Raw genomic sequence first — 15566 nt, 5'->3', positions numbered from 1 at the left:
AATGGATTCGTATGCCTCTGGTACCTTCAAATTACCGCCCTCCTTTTCCGTTTAGAAACGGGCATTTTTCTACCATCTATTCCGGTGTATTCAGAAAGGTAAATGGATTGACACAAACCCGTGAACGGTTGCATTTACCTGATGGCGATTTTCTTGATTTGGATTGGAGCGAAAGTGTACTCCCTACTAAAAAATTGGTTATTCTTCTTCATGGTCTTGAAGGTGATGCCCAACGACATTACATCACCGGAAGTGCAAAAAGACTAAACCTAAAGAATTACGATGCCTGTGCCGTAAATTTCAGGGGTTGCAGTGGTGAACCGAATCTATTATACCGTTCATACCATTCTGGCGCAACAGAAGATTTGATTGCTGTAATAACACATGTCTTAGAAACAAAAGCGTATGATAGCATCTATCTAAAAGGATACAGTCTTGGTGGTAACCTCATCATGAAATATTTAGGTGAAGGAAACGAAATTCCTAAGGAAATAAAAGCTGCAGTAACCGTTTCAGTGCCTTGTGATTTAAAAGACGCTTGTGATCAACTACTCCAATCGAAAAACGTCTTGTATTCGGCTCGCTTCAAAAAACATCTATTGGGTAAACTTCGTTTAAAACAAAAACAATTTCCGGAACGCATTACAGAAGAAAAAATAAAAGGAATTGTCACTTTAAAAGATTTCGATGATGCCTACACAGCAACAGCGCATGGATACAAAGATGCCTACGACTACTATGAAAAATGTAGTTGTCAACAATTTTTAATGTCAATCAACATTCCCAGTCTTATTCTTAATGCAAAAAATGATTCGTTCCTAGGTTCAAAATGCTATCCTTATCATGAGGCCGAATACAACCCAAAATTGCATTTAGAGGTTCCTGCCTTCGGTGGTCATGTTGGTTTTTGGGGCAAAAAAAATATCAGTTATTCAGAATCACGGGCCTTGGAATTTTTCTCATTGCATTAGACTTTTGTGAGATTTACAATTTGAGTTCGGAACCCCTCACAACTTTCCTTATATTTAACCTCTAATTAGAATAGCATGAAAAAATTACTGCTCTTTATTGCACTTGGTGCATTTATTACCAGCTGCGGCGACAAAAAGGAAAAGAAAGAGGAAGGCTTTGAAGTGAGCCGTACCAAGACAGAGGAGAAAAAAGCGGATGAAGGTGGCGGTGTTCCCATTGACCTTGACAACAAAGGGGTGGGCCCAATTAAAGAGGTGACTTTTGCCGATGAGATAGACGAAGAAATGGCCGCTCGTGGTGAAGCACAGTTCAATGCGATTTGTGTTGCTTGCCATATGGCTGACCAACGAATGATAGGTCCTGCAATGGCTGGTGTTTATGAGCGTAGAAGTCCAGAATGGGTAATGAACATGATGCTTAACCCTGATGGTATGTTGAAAGAAGACCCCATTGCCAAAGCATTGTTGAAAGAATACAACAATGCCATAATGTTGAATCAAAACCTTACCGAAGAACAAGCAAGGGAACTTGCTGAATACCTTCGAACATTATAACGTAATTGAAAACGATACAAATCTAGGCCGTTCCCAATATTTAGGGAACGGCTTTTTTTGTAAATTCAACTCTAATCTAACCTTTAGAGTTCAATGAAGACAATGACCTGCAACCAATTGGGTGGCGCTTGTGAATTGGAATTCACAGCTGAGACTTTTGAAGAAATAGCCGAAATGAGTAAGAAGCATGGTATGGAAATGTTCCAAAAGCAAGATTTCGGACACCTTAAAGCCATGAAAAAAATGCAAAATCTAATGCAGGACCCCAACGCCATGCAGGAATGGTTTACAAGTAAACGGAGAGAATTTGAGCAATTACCACAAAACTAAACCATGAAAAAAATTATAAGTTTACTCGCCTTATTGATAGGTTTCCTTACAGTACAATCCCAATCATTGATTGGAGCTTGGGAGGCAACAGGAACCATGGGTGAAAACGAAATACGGAGTGTGGTGATTTTAACCGATAAGTATCAAGTTGGAACTTTTTATGACGCAAACACGGGAGCTTTTAAAGGAACAAATGGTGGTAGTTGGTCAAGGGAAGGAAATATTATTTCTGAAACCATAGAGTTTGATACTGAAAATCCTGAGCGCGTGGGGAGTACTACCTCATTTGAGATTGAACTTTCTGGTGATGAACTTAGAATCAAAGATGTTCCATTGGTTTGGAAACGAATCGATGATGGGAATCCGGGAAATCTAGCTGGAGCATGGTTAATATCTGGTAGAATGCGTGATGGAGAATTACAAAAACGGGACACCAATAGACCACGAAAAACCATGAAAATACTTTCGGGCACACGATTTCAGTGGATTGCCTATAACACCGAAACCAAAGAATTTATGGGCACTGGGGGTGGAACCTACACCACTATTAATGGCAAGTATGCTGAGAATATTGAATTCTTTTCTCGAGATGATACAAGGGTAGGTGCCTCCTTGGAATTTGAATACGAACTAAAAGATGGCGATTGGCATCATTCAGGTTTGAGTAGTAAAGGTGCTCCTATTTATGAAGTTTGGAGTCTACGCCAATAATTTTTAAGACATTATGAAACTTTTTAAGTTCCTATTACTTCTATTTACAATTTCCATGAACTCTCAAGCACTGCCCTATCACGAAATACCCGAGTATCCATCTGATTATTCTTCTGGAAATATTGTTGCTCGCATGATTGATGGCTTGGGTTATAGGTACTATTGGGCAACTAAAGATCTTACTGAGAACGATTTAAATTACAGGCCTTCAACGGATGGCAGAACCGTTCTGGAAACGCTGCAACATCTTTATGGCCTATCATTGACCATAGTAAACGCCCCAATGAACGAACCAAATGCCAGACCAATAGATTTTTCAGACTATTCTTATGAGGATTTGAGAAAAATGACCCTTGAAAATCTAAAAAAAGCAAGTGAATTGGTAGTCGATAAAAAGGCTGAGGACTTTGAGGGTTATAAAGTTATTTTCAAGCGCGCAGAAGGAGCTGTAGAATTTCCATATTGGCATATGCTAAATGGGCCCATCGCCGATGCTATTTATCACGCCGGACAGATTGTATTGATGCGAAGGGCTTCTGGAAATCCTATTGCACCAGGAGTAAGTGTTTTTATGGGCAAGACCAAAGAATAACTGCTATTTGGTTCTAGCCACGGCAACGATTTGCTCATTGAACTTGTGATCATTTGCCAAAATTTTGAAATAATCAAGAAGATATAGTTTGGCTTTCTCAAAGCTGTTTTTACTCTCAAATAATGGTTTTAAACTATCAACTGTAGCCAAAATTTCTTCCTTTTTATCTAAAAACTCCTTGCGTACAGTTTCAAAAACAATGCGATCCCGTTTGAAACCTCTATAAAGGCGTTCACTGACGTGTTCAATCGGTAGTTCGTCATTACCAACAACCGAAACCCTTGAATAGCTGGCATTTACGAGACCAGACATATCAAAATCATATGGAACCGGAACATTGGTTTTATTTACAAAAATCAATTTTTCATTATGCTGATAACCGGTTGAAAAATCTGTATTACCTATCATAAATTGAAAGAAAGCATTTCTCGTAGAACACAAACCGTCTTGCTGTAATGGATGTACCGTACGTTTCTGCTCATTGCACTCGAATCGTTCAACTACTCCATCCAAGTCTTCAATAAAAAAACCTTTGACTTGGTGTGCTTTTTCCTTACCACTCTTTTGTTCCAACAGTTCAGCCTCAAATAATCGAGTTTTGAAATGGTAAGGCGACACATGCTGGTAAAGTTGATACGCCATGTATTCTTTAATGATATTATCGTTAGCTTCCTTTTCTTTCATGCATGGCAATACAACTTTTAATTTCTTATTGCCTTTGAATACGGTACCCTTGCGTTCATCTTTTTTGATTCTCATTTTTAAAGGAGCGAAGTAGCAATGTTCTAGCCGAAAGTTACCACGAGCTCTAATCCTAGTTGTTAGAGACTTCCAATCGTTATCTTTTTGAGAGAAATAAAACAACTCTGTTTTAAGGTATGTCGAGTCATTTGTTTTTTTCTTGACATCCTTGTTGGAATAATTTAAACGAAGCTTAAGAACATCATCTGTTCGAAATAGTTTCGAAATCTTTGGTTGCTCCTTATTTTGTGAAAAAACAAGTGCCATCGAAAGGAAGAACACTAAAAATAATGCTTGGTTTTTTTGATTTTTCACGATATTGTATTGGTCTTTAGAAAGATATTAAAATTCTGATTATCAAGCTATACCTATCAACTATAAACCATCGAACCTTAATCGTAACCCTGATTTCAGTGATTGCGGTCTTTGTTTGTTACTACTATGATATCAGTTTTGATATTGACCTTACCTTATTAAGTATTGCCATAATATTTCCCTTGGTCTTTACCATTAGAGGATCTTTTCGTAGACGTGAAAAGGCCTTGGAGCATTTAAGCCAGTTTCGAAGTGCACTGAAAACCTTGTATTATTTTATAATGAGCAGTGATACTATTATTTCGGAAAAGCGAGAAGAAATTGAAGGTATTTTAAATAATATCAGTGAAAAAACAATTGTTCATCTTGAAAACCACAATGCTGATGTACAAGATGTAGATTCACATATTAACAGCGTATATCAATTTATAATTGATAATAAGGAATCAATTGGAAAAAGCGTTCGGGAAAAAATGTTTCGTTTCATGAGTGATTTGCATGAAGCCATTGATAACCTTTTTGCTATTCATACCCATCGCACACCGATAAGTCTTAAAGCCTATTGCAAGGTTTTTATTTACATCTTTCCAGCTATTTATAGCCCCACAATAATTTTTCACATTGGTAAAGGGCACGACCAATTCATCGCCTATTTTGTTGTAGTGCTCACTGAGTTCATCCTAATATCACTTTACAACATTCAAGACCATTTGGAATATCCTTTCGATAATAAAGGTCTGGACGATATCAAATTAGAAGGCTTTAAATTTGATAGATAGCTAAAACTTATCTGCTACCACCTTATACGTTGGGTCTTCCAACACATTAACATCAATAATATCTTCTGCATTTGCCAACAATCGAATACAGTCCCTGCTCAAATGTCGTAGATGCAGTTTTTTACCGGCCTTTTTGTAGCGCTCCGTGATTTTATTAAGTGCTTCTATACCAGACATGTCTGCCACCCTGCTCTCTTGAAAATCGATTATTACTTCTGCTGGGTCGTTTTGCACGTCAAACTTTTCTGCAAACAAAGTTGTGGAGCCAAAAAATAAAGGCCCATAAATCTCATAATGCTTAACTCCGTTTTCATCAACGTGTTTTCGAGCTCGAACACGCTTGGCATTTTCCCATGAATAAGCCAGCGCAGATATGATAACTCCTAATAAAACAGCAACGGCCAAATTATGGGTAATGGCAGTAATCAGTGTTACCAGTACCATAACGATAACATCTGAATTTGGCATTTTTCTGAACGTTTTAAAACTGGCCCATTCAAAAGTTCCCAAAGCAACCATAAACATTAATCCTACCAAAGCTGCCATTGGCAGGCGCTCAATTAAACTGCTTCCAAACATTATAAAAACAAGGAGCATTACTGCAGCGGTGATTCCTGAAAGTCTTGCTCTCGCACCTGATGAAGTGTTGATCAAACTTTGACCGATCATGGCACACCCCCCCATACCAGACAAAAAACCAGATAAGATATTGGCCGTGCCTTGTGCAACGCATTCTTTGTTGCCCCTACCTCTGGTTTCAGTAATCTCGTCAATAATATTTAAGGTCAATAGGCTTTCTATCAAGCCAACACCTGCGACAATACCGGCATAGGGTAGTATTATCATGAAAGTTTGCCAAGTAAAGGGTAATTGTGGAATAGATAGTGGTGGAAACCCTCCTTGAATGCTCTCCCCTTCTGGCATAATATCAGCAACTGTTAGGGTATCTATTCCAAAACCGAGAACAATCGCTGAAACTACCACAATGGCAAGTAAAGAAGATGGAATCGCCTTGGTCAATTTTGGAAACCCCCAAATGATAAGCATGGTCAAAGCAGTAAGACCCAACATTATGTAGAGTGCACTACCAGATAACAAATTGCCGGTGGCCTTATCATAAAAGTTAGGGAACTGAGCCATGAATATGATGATGGCCAAACCATTTACAAACCCAAACATTACAGGGTGAGGAACCAATCGAATGAATTTACCCAAACGTAAAAGCCCTACCAATATTTGTAATAGCCCAGCAATGATAACGGTTGCAAATACATAATTCAGAATAGTCGTCGGCTCAATACCTGGAAAGGTATTTTTCAATTCTAAAATCAATCCAACAAAGACAACTGCAACTGCTCCCGTGGCCCCTGAAATCATACCTGGCCGTCCACCTAAAATAGATGTAACCAAGGCTAGGACGAAAGCAGCGTATAATCCCGTTAATGGCGAAAATCCAGGTATTAAGGCAAAGGCTATAGCTTCGGGAACCAAAGCTAAAGCTACTGTTAGGCCCGAAAGGATTTCTGTGCGGTAGTTGACTTTTTGTTTAAAGTCAAATAGGTTTAAATATTTGCGCATTGCTTCGTTTTGAAGCCGGCAAAATTAGCCTAATATCCCAAAGTAACGCTTAAAAACTGAAGATTTTCCGATTAATTCGCCCAGTAATCAACTACAAACACCTTTTCAAGGTATGGTTGTAGACTGGCAACAAATTCCTGATGTTTTGGATGCGGGGTATAAATACTATCCCGGTCCTCTTCTGATTTGAACGTCAAGAAGTAACAATGCGTAAATCCTTGATGAAAATCCTCTGGGCTATCATTTAATCCCCATTCAAAATCTTGGATTACCGGAATGTGATTCTGCAACTCACCAAAGCTCTTGTTTATTTTTTCAACTTCGGCCTCAGGTGCATCATCATTGAACTTGAAAATCACGACATGTCTTAACAGCTTCTCATCTTCCATAGGGTTGGTTATTGCAATTTCTTTTTGTTCTTCTACAATCTCTTTTTTTACTTCTTTTTCAGTTTTTCCCATACAAGCACCAAGTGCAATTGTCAACGCTATTACGAGACTAATTTTTAGGTTCCGTGTCATTTTATTGTTTAATTAATTTTTTTTTAAATCAAACCGCCCGTGCTGCCGCCATCGACTTTTACAACTGCTCCATTTGTTGCTGATGATAAAGGACTGCAGTAATAGGTCATTGTGCTTGCAACTTCTTCCACAGTGGCAAATCGCTGCAAAAGGGATGATGTTCTCACCTCATTAAAGAAATCTGCTTCAACAACTTCTTTCGTTTTTCCTGATTTTGCCGCTTCATCTTCTAAAAACTGTTCAGCACCCTCAGATAAGGTTGAACCAGGCATAATGGAATTGACTGTAACTCCGCTTGATTTGGTTAATTGTGCAAGTCCTTTTGCGACAGAGACCATTGCTGTTTTCGTCATACTGTACGCCAATAAATCTGGCGGAACCAGTTCAGCGCACTCGCTAGAAACGAAAAGAATACGCCCCCAGTTTTTATCCAACATCTTTGGAAGAAAATATCTGGAAAGGCGAACACCACTCATCACGTTTATTTCAAATTGTTCAAACCAATCCTTATCATCCATTTCAAAGAAGTCCTCTGATTTATAGATACCCACATTATTTACCAGAATATCTACATTATCAATTGAACTACACAAGTCTTGAGTTTGTGTTAAATCACCAAAATCAGCAGCAAATCCGGTAATGGAGTTGTGAGGAAATTCCTTTTTCAGCTTTGAAAGTGCGGCTTGAACCGATTTTTCTGACCGCCCATTGATTAAAACTTCAGCGCCTTCCCTTAACATTGCGCGGGCAGCGGCAAATCCGATACCGGCAGTTGAACCCGAAACAAATGCTTTTTTACCTTTTAACTGTAAATCCATAAACTATCCTGCTAAACCTAACGGACTGAATAGTGCCCATAAAACCAGTACAAAAACCACTAATAGAACCGTTAAAGTAGCATCTTGGGACCATTTGAATTTTGACTTTTTATTCTGAAAAGTCACCAAGGCCAATTCTTCGTCAGATTTGGGTTTACCGAATCGACTGACAAAGGCAAGAACTAAGGCACAGAAAATAAATAAGACCAAAGCAAAATGCAGAAAGTTTATCTCTAAAAAATAGGCCAGTAAGGTGCCATTAGTCACCTGAAGAATACCTTCATTTGCCATAAATTCAGTCACCAACCTTAAAATGCCAATAATAAATCCTGACCATAAGGCAACTATTGCGCCTTTTGCATTTATCCATTTATAGAACAACCCAAACAAGAATACAGCAGCAATAGGTGGCGAAATATACGCTTGTACACTCTGTAAATAATGAAAAATACCTCCGCCCATAAGGGCTCTCATAAATGGAATCCATCCCAAACTAACGATTACAAGAATGATAGTTGCAAGTTGCCCAAATCGAACCAAACTTTTATCACTCGAATTGGGACGGTATTGTTTATAGAAATCAATGGTCAACAATGTTGAACTTGAATTAAAAGCTGATGAAAGCGAGCTCATCAATGCAGCCAGCAATCCAGCAATGGCCAATCCTTTAAGCCCCACAGGCAAGAAATTTGTAATCATGGTTGGCAGTGCCTGATCTGCATTGTCCAAAGCAAAATTAATTTCACCATTTTGGAGCAACGCATAGGCAATAACCCCTGGAATAAAAAAGATGAAAACAGGTAACAACTTTAGATACCCTGCAAACAAAGCTCCTTTTCGAGCATTCGATTCATCTTTTGCAGAGAGCGTGCGCTGTACGATGTATTGATCTGTACACCAATACCAAACGCCTAAAATGGGTGCTCCGAAGAGCATTCCAGTCCAAGGATATTCCGTATCGGACATTGGCCGCCAAAGGTTGAAGAAACGTTCCGCTGGAGGATTGCCGGGCGTTTGGGCAGCTACTTCTAAAGTACTCATAAGTCCACTCCAGCCCCCTAGTTGATACAGACCGAAAGACGTGACGGCAATAGTTCCAAGCAATAAGATGACCGCTTGAACCATATCAGTATAAATAACAGCCTTGAGACCCCCCAAAACAGTATAAAAACCAGTAGCGATAACTGTTATTATTGCTCCTGTCCAAAACGGAACACCGATAGTTTCAAAAACCAAAGCTCCCGCAAATATTATCAGTGAAATCTTGGTAATAACATAGGCTAGAATTGAAACTACCGATAAGTAATTTCTACAGGCCTTTGAATATCTTTTCTCCAAGAATTCGGGCATCGTATACACTCCTGTTCTTAGATAAAAAGGAACGAAGACCCAACCTAAAAGAATCAACACCAGAGATGCAATAATTTCAAAATTGGCCATGGGCATATTGGCCCTTGCTCCCGCACCGGAAACCCCAAGAATTATCTCAGAACCGATATTCGACGCAAAAAGGGAAGCCCCAACTACCAACCAGCCTTGGTTTTTACCGGCTAGAAAATAGTCAGTGGCACTTCCTTCTTTATTTCCTTTTGATGCCCATTTAGCAATCCAAAGAATTATGGCAAAATAGAATAGGATAATCCCAATATCCCAAATACTCATTGTAGAACTCATATAGTTAAGGTTTGGTTGGAGAAGTGCATTTAAACACTTCAATTAACTTGGTTTTTTGATTACCAATTTTTCAAACCTAATAGTTTTTCTCCGAGTTCGGTAAGTTTTGCGGTATCATATTTGGTTTGCTCCCAATTTCGTGGATCACCTGGGAAAGCATACCCTTCTGGGGCAACCCTATTTTTCCAAGAGTGAATTCTCCAATCGCGCATTTCTTGATTATCCTCTTCTGCGGGCATCATTGATATGTACTGCGCAATCCGTACTTTATCACCAGATTTGTTTGGACGAATACCATGTGGTTGGGTACTATTAAAAATCAACAAATCACCTGCTTCCATTTTTACTTTTTCGATTCTATTTTCCAAACCGGTTACATCTGGTTGAAAATGGTCTCTGTCTTCAGGTTGGGTGAGCTTCCAGGTTTCATAGTTTCTATACAACCAGGGTATGCATTGAAAGCCCCCCATGTTTTCATCAGTTTGGTCGGCCAAGGCCAATACACCTTGAACATTTTGCGGCTTGGTTTCTGGATCATAATCCCAGTGAATAAATCCTTTTTTATTTTCACCAGGTCTTTGTGGGAAATTGAGATTGGCGCGATCAATGGTAACCCATAACTTTTCAGTGCCCCAAACGTCTACAAAGGCATCATATACCCGTTGCATTTGTCTATTATCCCACAGAAATTGGTTGTTGTAGACTTCAACCATGCCCGTTCCGGTCAATTCTTTCATCTTCATTTCGGCTCTTGGAGCTGCATACCATGTTTCTGGATTATTCGGATCCTTCTCATCAAACTCCCATAGAAATTCTGCTGTTGCTTTTGCCTGTTCTCTAGGGATGGCGTTTTTTATAACTATATATCCGTTATGAATCCAAAAGTTCCAGTCTTCCTCAGATAAAACACGTAATGGCTCTCCGTTACTTCTATCATTCAATCTTATCTTACTACTTGTAGCAGTCGATGGATTTCCAGGTATCTCTTCATGCGCCTTATTGGCCATTTCTACATTTACATCTTGATTCATATCGCTTACTTTTTAATTATTTCTTGGACAAAACTATATGCGAAAACATCCTATTTCAAGAAGGATTTTGACAGAAATTTGAACTATATTGATATTTTAATCTATTTTTGAGTTTATTTTTGTTATTTTAATTAAAATTAAACGAAAATGAAGTTATTTATCAGAAACTTCAAAAAGTAGACTGATAAAAATAAATTCATGAGAGAGCGAGTGTAACGAGTGGTCGCATGGGTTCTAAAATTTTTAAATAAACTAATTATAGCCAGTTAAAAATTTTAAAGACATGAAAGTTCAATTAGAAAATATTCATCCAAATGAACAGCGTTCATTTCGGTTATTGCACGACCCTAAATTGAACGATCTTTTTTTTTGGCATTTTCATCCTGAGTATGAATTGGTATATATAGAAGGTGCAGACGGTACGCGTCATGTCGGTGAACATATTTCAAATTTTAAAAGCAGTGATCTTGTACTAATAGGTTCTTATGTTCCCCATTTAAACTTTGACTACGGCATAAAAACAGCATATCGCAAAGAAGTACTTCACTTTGACACCCAATTTTGTAAAACTGTGCTGCCTCAAATATCAGAGTTACCTGAAATTGGTAAGACCCTGGAAAATTCACAGCATGGAATTGCGTATTACGGAAATACCAAAGCCAAAATTGGCAAACGGATGAAGAAACTTTACAGTATGGATTCTTTTGACCAGCTACTTGAAGTTTTTGGCATTCTGAAAGAGTTATCAGAATCGAATGAATTTGAATTGCTGCATGAAAAACCAATTGTATCTGAAAAACTTAAGAACAAACAATTACGCCTTCAAAAAATATATGAATTCATAAGTGCGAATTACAAGCGAAAAATTAGTGTTGATGAAGCCTCAAGTATTCTGAATTTGAGCAATGAGGCCTTCTGCAGATATTTTAAAAAGGAGTCAGGAACCACCTTCACAAATTTCTTAAACCAATACCGAATTACCCAAGCAAAACGACTGCTCCTTTCCGGAAAGAACATTACAGAAACGTTTTACGAATCTGGTTTTGAAAGCCTATCCTATTTTACAAGGGTATTCAAAAAAGTAACCGGAGAAAACCCGTCAACATTCAAAAAAAGATTATAAAAAAAACCGCCTCGAGCAAATTGCTCCGAGGCGATTCTAACTAAATAACCAACCAAAAAACTTTTATAGTATTACAGTCGTAGACTGTTGCTAATTCTTACATTTTTCGTTTGCGCGAAACGTTCATTTTTTTGTTTTTGACCTTAGACCGCTTCTTGCCAACTTTATCAACTGACTTCAGGTATTGAATGTACCCTCTACCTGTGAATTCATATATCGTTTCGCTAGGTACGTGATACAATTCGATTGTACTGTCATTAATAACGTAGAGCTCAAAGTAATCATTGCCCAGGTAGTCATAATCGAGTGTTAAAGTTTTCAATGTAGCATCATTGGTATCGAAAACACCGTAATCACCTTCATAATCCCACTGTAAACTGCTTATTGGGGTACCAGGAGAATCTACAGAAGATTGAAAGTAACCTCCATTATCAGGAAAAAATCGCAAAAAATTCTCCTCATCAAATTCATTCACTGCACCAATTTCGCTGGTATAGCTTTTCTCCCAGACTTCATATTCTTGAAGGAAATAGTCCAAATTTTCATAGAACAGCCTATCATAGTCAAAATTTCGAGTTTGATACCCATTTAAAAAATAGGAAGTATTTGTTCTACGGTTATATAGCTCCAATGTTCTATTGTTTATAGCGTATACATCAAAAGTCCAGGCACCATCGATGTCATGGTCCAAATCCACAACACCACTAAATGTTGAATACGCACCAACGTCGATTCCTAATCCGTCACCAGTTTTTCCAAACCCGACCATATTATTGTTGGCATAAACCAACCCATTTACGAATGATAAAGTAAAGGCGCGCTCCATGAAGGGTACCTCTCCAGAACCCTGGGTCGCATTTAAATCTATATACCACAAATCATAGGATTGTAATGCGAGGTCAGTTTCAATTGCCGAGCTTACGATAATATCATCATCCAAAATAACTTCGGTATAACATGAACTTGCTAAAAGTGTAATTCCAAATACTGCGAATAGTAATTTTTTTGCTCTCATAACTTCTTGGTTTTCTGATTCATAAGGAATATTTCAAGAGTTGTGCCAAATTTTATAAATCCCTGATAATCAGTTATTAATGTTAGAAATAATTAGAAGCTTACCTTTGATTCGTATTAGAATTAGATGAAAAACGGAGTACAAATTGGTGTTATAGGGGGTGGTAGTTGGGCAACCGCATTGGTTAAAATCATTACTGAAAATAATACTAAAGTGCACTGGTATATGAGGAGTGAATACGCAATTGAGCATATCAAAAAAGAAAGTCACAACCCTAATTATCTAAGTTCGGTTGAATTACATCTTGATTTACTCGAACTTACAAGTGATATAAATGAGGTGGCTGAATCTTCAGATGTACTGATTTTTGCCATACCATCGGCATTCTTATATAGTGAATTGGAGAAAATGACCGTTCCAATCAAAGAACAAACAGTGTTTTCAGCTATTAAGGGTATTGTTCCAGAAACTGGTTTAATCGTAGGTGAACACTTTCATAAAAAACATAATGTGCCCTTTACCAATATTGGTGTTATAACAGGTCCTTGTCATGCTGAAGAGGTTGCACTTGAACGTCTATCTTACCTCACAATTGCATGTGCTGATGAAGATAAAGCTGAAAATTTAGCAAATGTCTTAAAGAACAAATACATAAGAACTAAGGTATCTGATGATATCATTGGAACCGAATACGCGGCGATGTTGAAAAATATTTATGCTATAGCTGCTGGTATCGCCAACGGCCTTGGTTATGGCGATAATTTTCAAAGCGTATTAATGAGTAATGCCATTCGCGAAATGAAAAGATTCATCGACCGTATCTATAAAATGAAGCGAAACATTAATAATTCGGCTTATTTGGGTGATTTATTAGTTACAGGATATTCAAGCTTTAGTCGCAATCGAATGTTTGGAACAATGATAGGTAAAGGTTATACAGTCAAAAGTGCCATGCTCGAAATGAAAATGGTTGCTGAAGGGTATTATGCTACCAAAAGCGCACAAGCATTAATAGCGAAATTGGAGCGAAAATCAAAAACGCCCATTATCAACGCTGTCCATAAAATTCTTTATGAACATAAAGACCCCAAAAAGACATTTGAGAAATTGACCGAGAAATTAGATTAAGCCTTTTGCCCCTCCATAGAAAAATTGGAGTGTATTTCTAGTTCATGTTCAATACGCTGTCTAAAAGACTTTATTTCGCTCTCGCCGTATCCAAAAATTTCTTTGAAATCTTGAAGTACCGGCTCCAGGTATTTACGGATACTATCAATGTCAAAATATAAGCGCCCCGTTCTGCGAATAAAGAAATCCAAAGGACTGGTTACCATTTCATTTTCAATTCCAAAACGTAACTCAGAACGCAACATTCGTAAATGGCCATCTTTATTTTTAAAGCTTTTATATCCTTCGAGTATTTGCTCGGTTTGCTTACCGTATGTGGTTACCAAATACCATGCATCGTACTTTGAGAAGCCATCTTCTTTCAATACTTGGTAAACTTCTTTGATGTATTTTTCTACGTGCTTAAACTTTTTGAAATCATTGCCACAAAGTGGAATTTTATCGGTGGAACAGTCTTCAAATTTGGTGTTCTGTTCTTCTTCAAATTTTTTGGCAACCCTGTTGACAACACGTTCAGCCATTTTACGATAACCGGTTAATTTGCCTCCCGCAATACTGATTAGACCACTATCCGAAGTAAATATTTCATCCTTTCTAGACAATTCTGAAGCAGATTTACCTTCTTCATGGATCAACGGACGCAAGCCGGCCCAAGACGATATGATGTCTTCCATTTCTAAATGGATATCAGGGAACATATTATTCACTGCAGAGATTAGGTAAATTGCATCTGCCAAATCTGTACGGACATCATCTTTATCAAGGTTAAAGTTGGTATCAGTAGTACCTATATAAGTTATTTTTCCCCTTGGTATAGCGAACATCATTCGACCATCAGGTATGTCAAAATAGACCGATTGCTTAACCGGTAATTTTTCAAAAGGGAATACTAAGTGTACTCCTTTGGTTAAATGAAGTCGTTTGCCCTTTTTGGAATTATTCTTAGAGCGTAACTCATCCACCCAAGGACCTGCAGCACTAATTACATATTTGGACTTAACCTCAAAAGAGGTTTTACCAATTAGGTCGTTGGCTCGAACACCAGCAACCTTATCATCCTCATATAAGAAATCATCAACCTCGGCATAATTCAAAGCAATTGTACCGTAATTCAGGCTCGTCTTTATATTCTCAATGGTGAGTCGGGCGTCATCTGTACGATATTCTGCATAATAGCCAGCTCCATTCAAAATTTTCTTGGGTAGCAAGGGTTCTTTTTTAAGTGCTTGCTTTTTCTCCAACATTTGACGCTTGTCATCACCAGTAACCTGCGCAAGAATATCATACACTTTCAATCCTATTGAAGTTAGCCATTTGCCGTAGCTTCCACCTTCAATTAAAGGTAATAGCATCTTCTCGGGCAATACCAGATGTGGTGCCAGTTTATGAACGATGGCCCTTTCTGAACCCACTTCTTTAACAAGCCAGAAATCAAATTGCTTAAGGTATCGCAGTCCTCCATGAATCAATTTGGTAGACTTACTGCTGGTACCAGAGGCGAAATCCCCTTTTTCCAAAAGGGCAACCTTCATGCCTCTTGAAGATGCATCCAAGGCTATACCTGCACCGGTAATACCTCCTCCAATCACGACCAAATCAAAAGTTTCGTCTCGTAGTTGGGAGATGGAAGTTTCTCTTTCTAAAGCGGAAAACTTTAAATTGGATTTCATGCTATTCAATTTTT

At 38.1% G+C, this 15566-nt stretch carries 16 protein-coding genes; 8 read left to right on the top strand and 8 right to left on the bottom strand.

All coding sequences use genetic code 11. The features are described 5' to 3' along the window. The first annotated feature begins 11 nt into the window (after positions 1 to 11). The 5 genes from HCU67_RS05705 (at position 12) to HCU67_RS05685 (ending at position 3159) form a co-directional block, all read left to right on the top strand. Positions 12 to 971 (top strand): YheT family hydrolase, encoded by a 960-nt coding sequence (locus HCU67_RS05705; protein ID WP_168551604.1) that lies wholly within the window; start codon positions 12 to 14, stop codon positions 969 to 971. A 75-nt stretch (positions 972 to 1046) separates the two neighbouring features. Next, on the top strand, positions 1047 to 1526 hold the full coding sequence (locus HCU67_RS05700) for a c-type cytochrome (protein WP_168551603.1): 480 nt from the start codon (positions 1047 to 1049) through the stop codon (positions 1524 to 1526). 93 nt (positions 1527 to 1619) lie between these two features. Beyond that, on the top strand, positions 1620 to 1856 hold the full coding sequence (locus HCU67_RS05695) for a DUF1059 domain-containing protein (RefSeq protein ID WP_168551602.1): 237 nt from the start codon (positions 1620 to 1622) through the stop codon (positions 1854 to 1856). A 3-nt stretch (positions 1857 to 1859) separates the two neighbouring features. Continuing rightward, entirely contained in the window at positions 1860 to 2567 is a 708-nt protein-coding gene (locus HCU67_RS05690) for a membrane or secreted protein (protein ID WP_168551601.1), read from the top strand. A gap of 13 nt (positions 2568 to 2580) precedes the next feature. Further along, positions 2581 to 3159 (top strand): DinB family protein, encoded by a 579-nt coding sequence (locus HCU67_RS05685; protein WP_168551600.1) that lies wholly within the window; start codon positions 2581 to 2583, stop codon positions 3157 to 3159. Positions 3160 to 3162: 3 nt separating this feature from the next. Here the strand turns inward: HCU67_RS05685 and HCU67_RS05680 are convergent, their stop codons facing one another. Next, positions 3163 to 4167: a hypothetical protein gene (locus HCU67_RS05680; protein ID WP_210423634.1), complete on the bottom strand. Its 1005-nt coding sequence runs from the start codon at positions 4165 to 4167 to the stop codon at positions 3163 to 3165. A 146-nt stretch (positions 4168 to 4313) separates the two neighbouring features. Here HCU67_RS05680 and HCU67_RS05675 point away from each other — a divergent pair, with 146 nt between their 5' ends. Then, on the top strand, positions 4314 to 4994 hold the full coding sequence (locus HCU67_RS05675) for a hypothetical protein (RefSeq protein WP_345890690.1): 681 nt from the start codon (positions 4314 to 4316) through the stop codon (positions 4992 to 4994). Here HCU67_RS05675 and HCU67_RS05670 read toward each other — a convergent pair whose 3' ends face one another. The 5 genes from HCU67_RS05670 to HCU67_RS05650 all read right to left on the bottom strand — a co-directional run bounded on the left by HCU67_RS05670 (position 4995) and on the right by HCU67_RS05650 (position 10616). Next, positions 4995 to 6572, bottom strand: a complete 1578-nt coding sequence (locus HCU67_RS05670) for a SulP family inorganic anion transporter (protein ID WP_168551598.1) — start codon at positions 6570 to 6572, stop codon at positions 4995 to 4997. It lies immediately after the preceding gene. A gap of 71 nt (positions 6573 to 6643) precedes the next feature. Then, positions 6644 to 7093: a Dabb family protein gene (locus HCU67_RS05665; protein ID WP_246865703.1), complete on the bottom strand. Its 450-nt coding sequence runs from the start codon at positions 7091 to 7093 to the stop codon at positions 6644 to 6646. A gap of 23 nt (positions 7094 to 7116) precedes the next feature. After that, a complete protein-coding gene (locus HCU67_RS05660) occupies positions 7117 to 7911 on the bottom strand; it encodes an SDR family NAD(P)-dependent oxidoreductase (protein WP_168551597.1) in 795 nt (264 codons plus the stop codon). A 3-nt stretch (positions 7912 to 7914) separates the two neighbouring features. Further along, positions 7915 to 9585, bottom strand: a complete 1671-nt coding sequence (locus tag HCU67_RS05655) for a sodium:solute symporter (RefSeq protein ID WP_168551596.1) — start codon at positions 9583 to 9585, stop codon at positions 7915 to 7917. A 59-nt stretch (positions 9586 to 9644) separates the two neighbouring features. Next, positions 9645 to 10616 (bottom strand): phytanoyl-CoA dioxygenase family protein, encoded by a 972-nt coding sequence (locus HCU67_RS05650; protein ID WP_168551595.1) that lies wholly within the window; start codon positions 10614 to 10616, stop codon positions 9645 to 9647. 283 nt (positions 10617 to 10899) lie between these two features. Here HCU67_RS05650 and HCU67_RS05645 point away from each other — a divergent pair, with 283 nt between their 5' ends. After that, positions 10900 to 11739 carry a helix-turn-helix domain-containing protein gene (locus HCU67_RS05645; RefSeq protein ID WP_168551594.1) on the top strand — a complete coding sequence of 280 codons (840 nt, stop codon included), beginning with the start codon at positions 10900 to 10902 and terminating at the stop codon, positions 11737 to 11739. A gap of 97 nt (positions 11740 to 11836) precedes the next feature. On the opposite strand, the gene HCU67_RS05640 is transcribed toward HCU67_RS05645, so the two are convergent. Next, a complete protein-coding gene (locus HCU67_RS05640) occupies positions 11837 to 12754 on the bottom strand; it encodes a nicotinic acid mononucleotide adenyltransferase (protein ID WP_168551593.1) in 918 nt (305 codons plus the stop codon). Between the two features lie 126 nt (positions 12755 to 12880). Between HCU67_RS05640 and HCU67_RS05635 the strand changes: the two genes are divergently transcribed. Beyond that, a complete protein-coding gene (locus HCU67_RS05635; RefSeq protein ID WP_168551592.1) occupies positions 12881 to 13882 on the top strand; it encodes an NAD(P)H-dependent glycerol-3-phosphate dehydrogenase in 1002 nt (333 codons plus the stop codon). Here the strand turns inward: HCU67_RS05635 and HCU67_RS05630 are convergent. Beyond that, positions 13879 to 15552: a glycerol-3-phosphate dehydrogenase/oxidase gene (locus HCU67_RS05630; RefSeq protein ID WP_168551591.1), complete on the bottom strand. Its 1674-nt coding sequence runs from the start codon at positions 15550 to 15552 to the stop codon at positions 13879 to 13881. The two genes, HCU67_RS05635 and HCU67_RS05630, sit on opposite strands and share 4 nt — an antisense overlap. Between the last annotated feature and the right edge of the window lie 14 nt (positions 15553 to 15566).

Source organism: Croceivirga thetidis (assembly GCF_012272815.1).
Classification (GTDB): Bacteria; Bacteroidota; Bacteroidia; order Flavobacteriales; family Flavobacteriaceae; genus Croceivirga; species Croceivirga thetidis.
The sequence above is the reverse complement of the archived record's forward strand: the minus strand, read 5'-3'. Positions and strand labels throughout refer to the sequence as shown.

What these genes read in the sequence shown, in the direction of transcription:
- HCU67_RS05705 (WP_168551604.1), top strand. Translation starts at nt 12, where the DNA reads ATGCCTCTGGTACCTTCAAATTACCGCCCTCCTTTTCCGTTTAGAAAC.
- HCU67_RS05700 (WP_168551603.1), top strand. Translation starts at nt 1,047, where the DNA reads ATGAAAAAATTACTGCTCTTTATTGCACTTGGTGCATTTATTACCAGC.
- HCU67_RS05695 (WP_168551602.1), top strand. Translation starts at nt 1,620, where the DNA reads ATGAAGACAATGACCTGCAACCAATTGGGTGGCGCTTGTGAATTGGAA.
- HCU67_RS05690 (WP_168551601.1), top strand. Translation starts at nt 1,860, where the DNA reads ATGAAAAAAATTATAAGTTTACTCGCCTTATTGATAGGTTTCCTTACA.
- HCU67_RS05685 (WP_168551600.1), top strand. Translation starts at nt 2,581, where the DNA reads ATGAAACTTTTTAAGTTCCTATTACTTCTATTTACAATTTCCATGAAC.
- HCU67_RS05680 (WP_210423634.1), bottom strand. Translation starts at nt 4,167, where the DNA reads ATGGCACTTGTTTTTTCACAAAATAAGGAGCAACCAAAGATTTCGAAA.
- HCU67_RS05670 (WP_168551598.1), bottom strand. Translation starts at nt 6,572, where the DNA reads ATGCGCAAATATTTAAACCTATTTGACTTTAAACAAAAAGTCAACTAC.
- HCU67_RS05665 (WP_246865703.1), bottom strand. Translation starts at nt 7,093, where the DNA reads ATGACACGGAACCTAAAAATTAGTCTCGTAATAGCGTTGACAATTGCA.
- HCU67_RS05660 (WP_168551597.1), bottom strand. Translation starts at nt 7,911, where the DNA reads ATGGATTTACAGTTAAAAGGTAAAAAAGCATTTGTTTCGGGTTCAACT.
- HCU67_RS05655 (WP_168551596.1), bottom strand. Translation starts at nt 9,585, where the DNA reads ATGAGTTCTACAATGAGTATTTGGGATATTGGGATTATCCTATTCTAT.
- HCU67_RS05650 (WP_168551595.1), bottom strand. Translation starts at nt 10,616, where the DNA reads ATGAATCAAGATGTAAATGTAGAAATGGCCAATAAGGCGCATGAAGAG.
- HCU67_RS05645 (WP_168551594.1), top strand. Translation starts at nt 10,900, where the DNA reads ATGAAAGTTCAATTAGAAAATATTCATCCAAATGAACAGCGTTCATTT.
- HCU67_RS05640 (WP_168551593.1), bottom strand. Translation starts at nt 12,754, where the DNA reads ATGAGAGCAAAAAAATTACTATTCGCAGTATTTGGAATTACACTTTTA.
- HCU67_RS05635 (WP_168551592.1), top strand. Translation starts at nt 12,881, where the DNA reads ATGAAAAACGGAGTACAAATTGGTGTTATAGGGGGTGGTAGTTGGGCA.
- HCU67_RS05630 (WP_168551591.1), bottom strand. Translation starts at nt 15,552, where the DNA reads ATGAAATCCAATTTAAAGTTTTCCGCTTTAGAAAGAGAAACTTCCATC.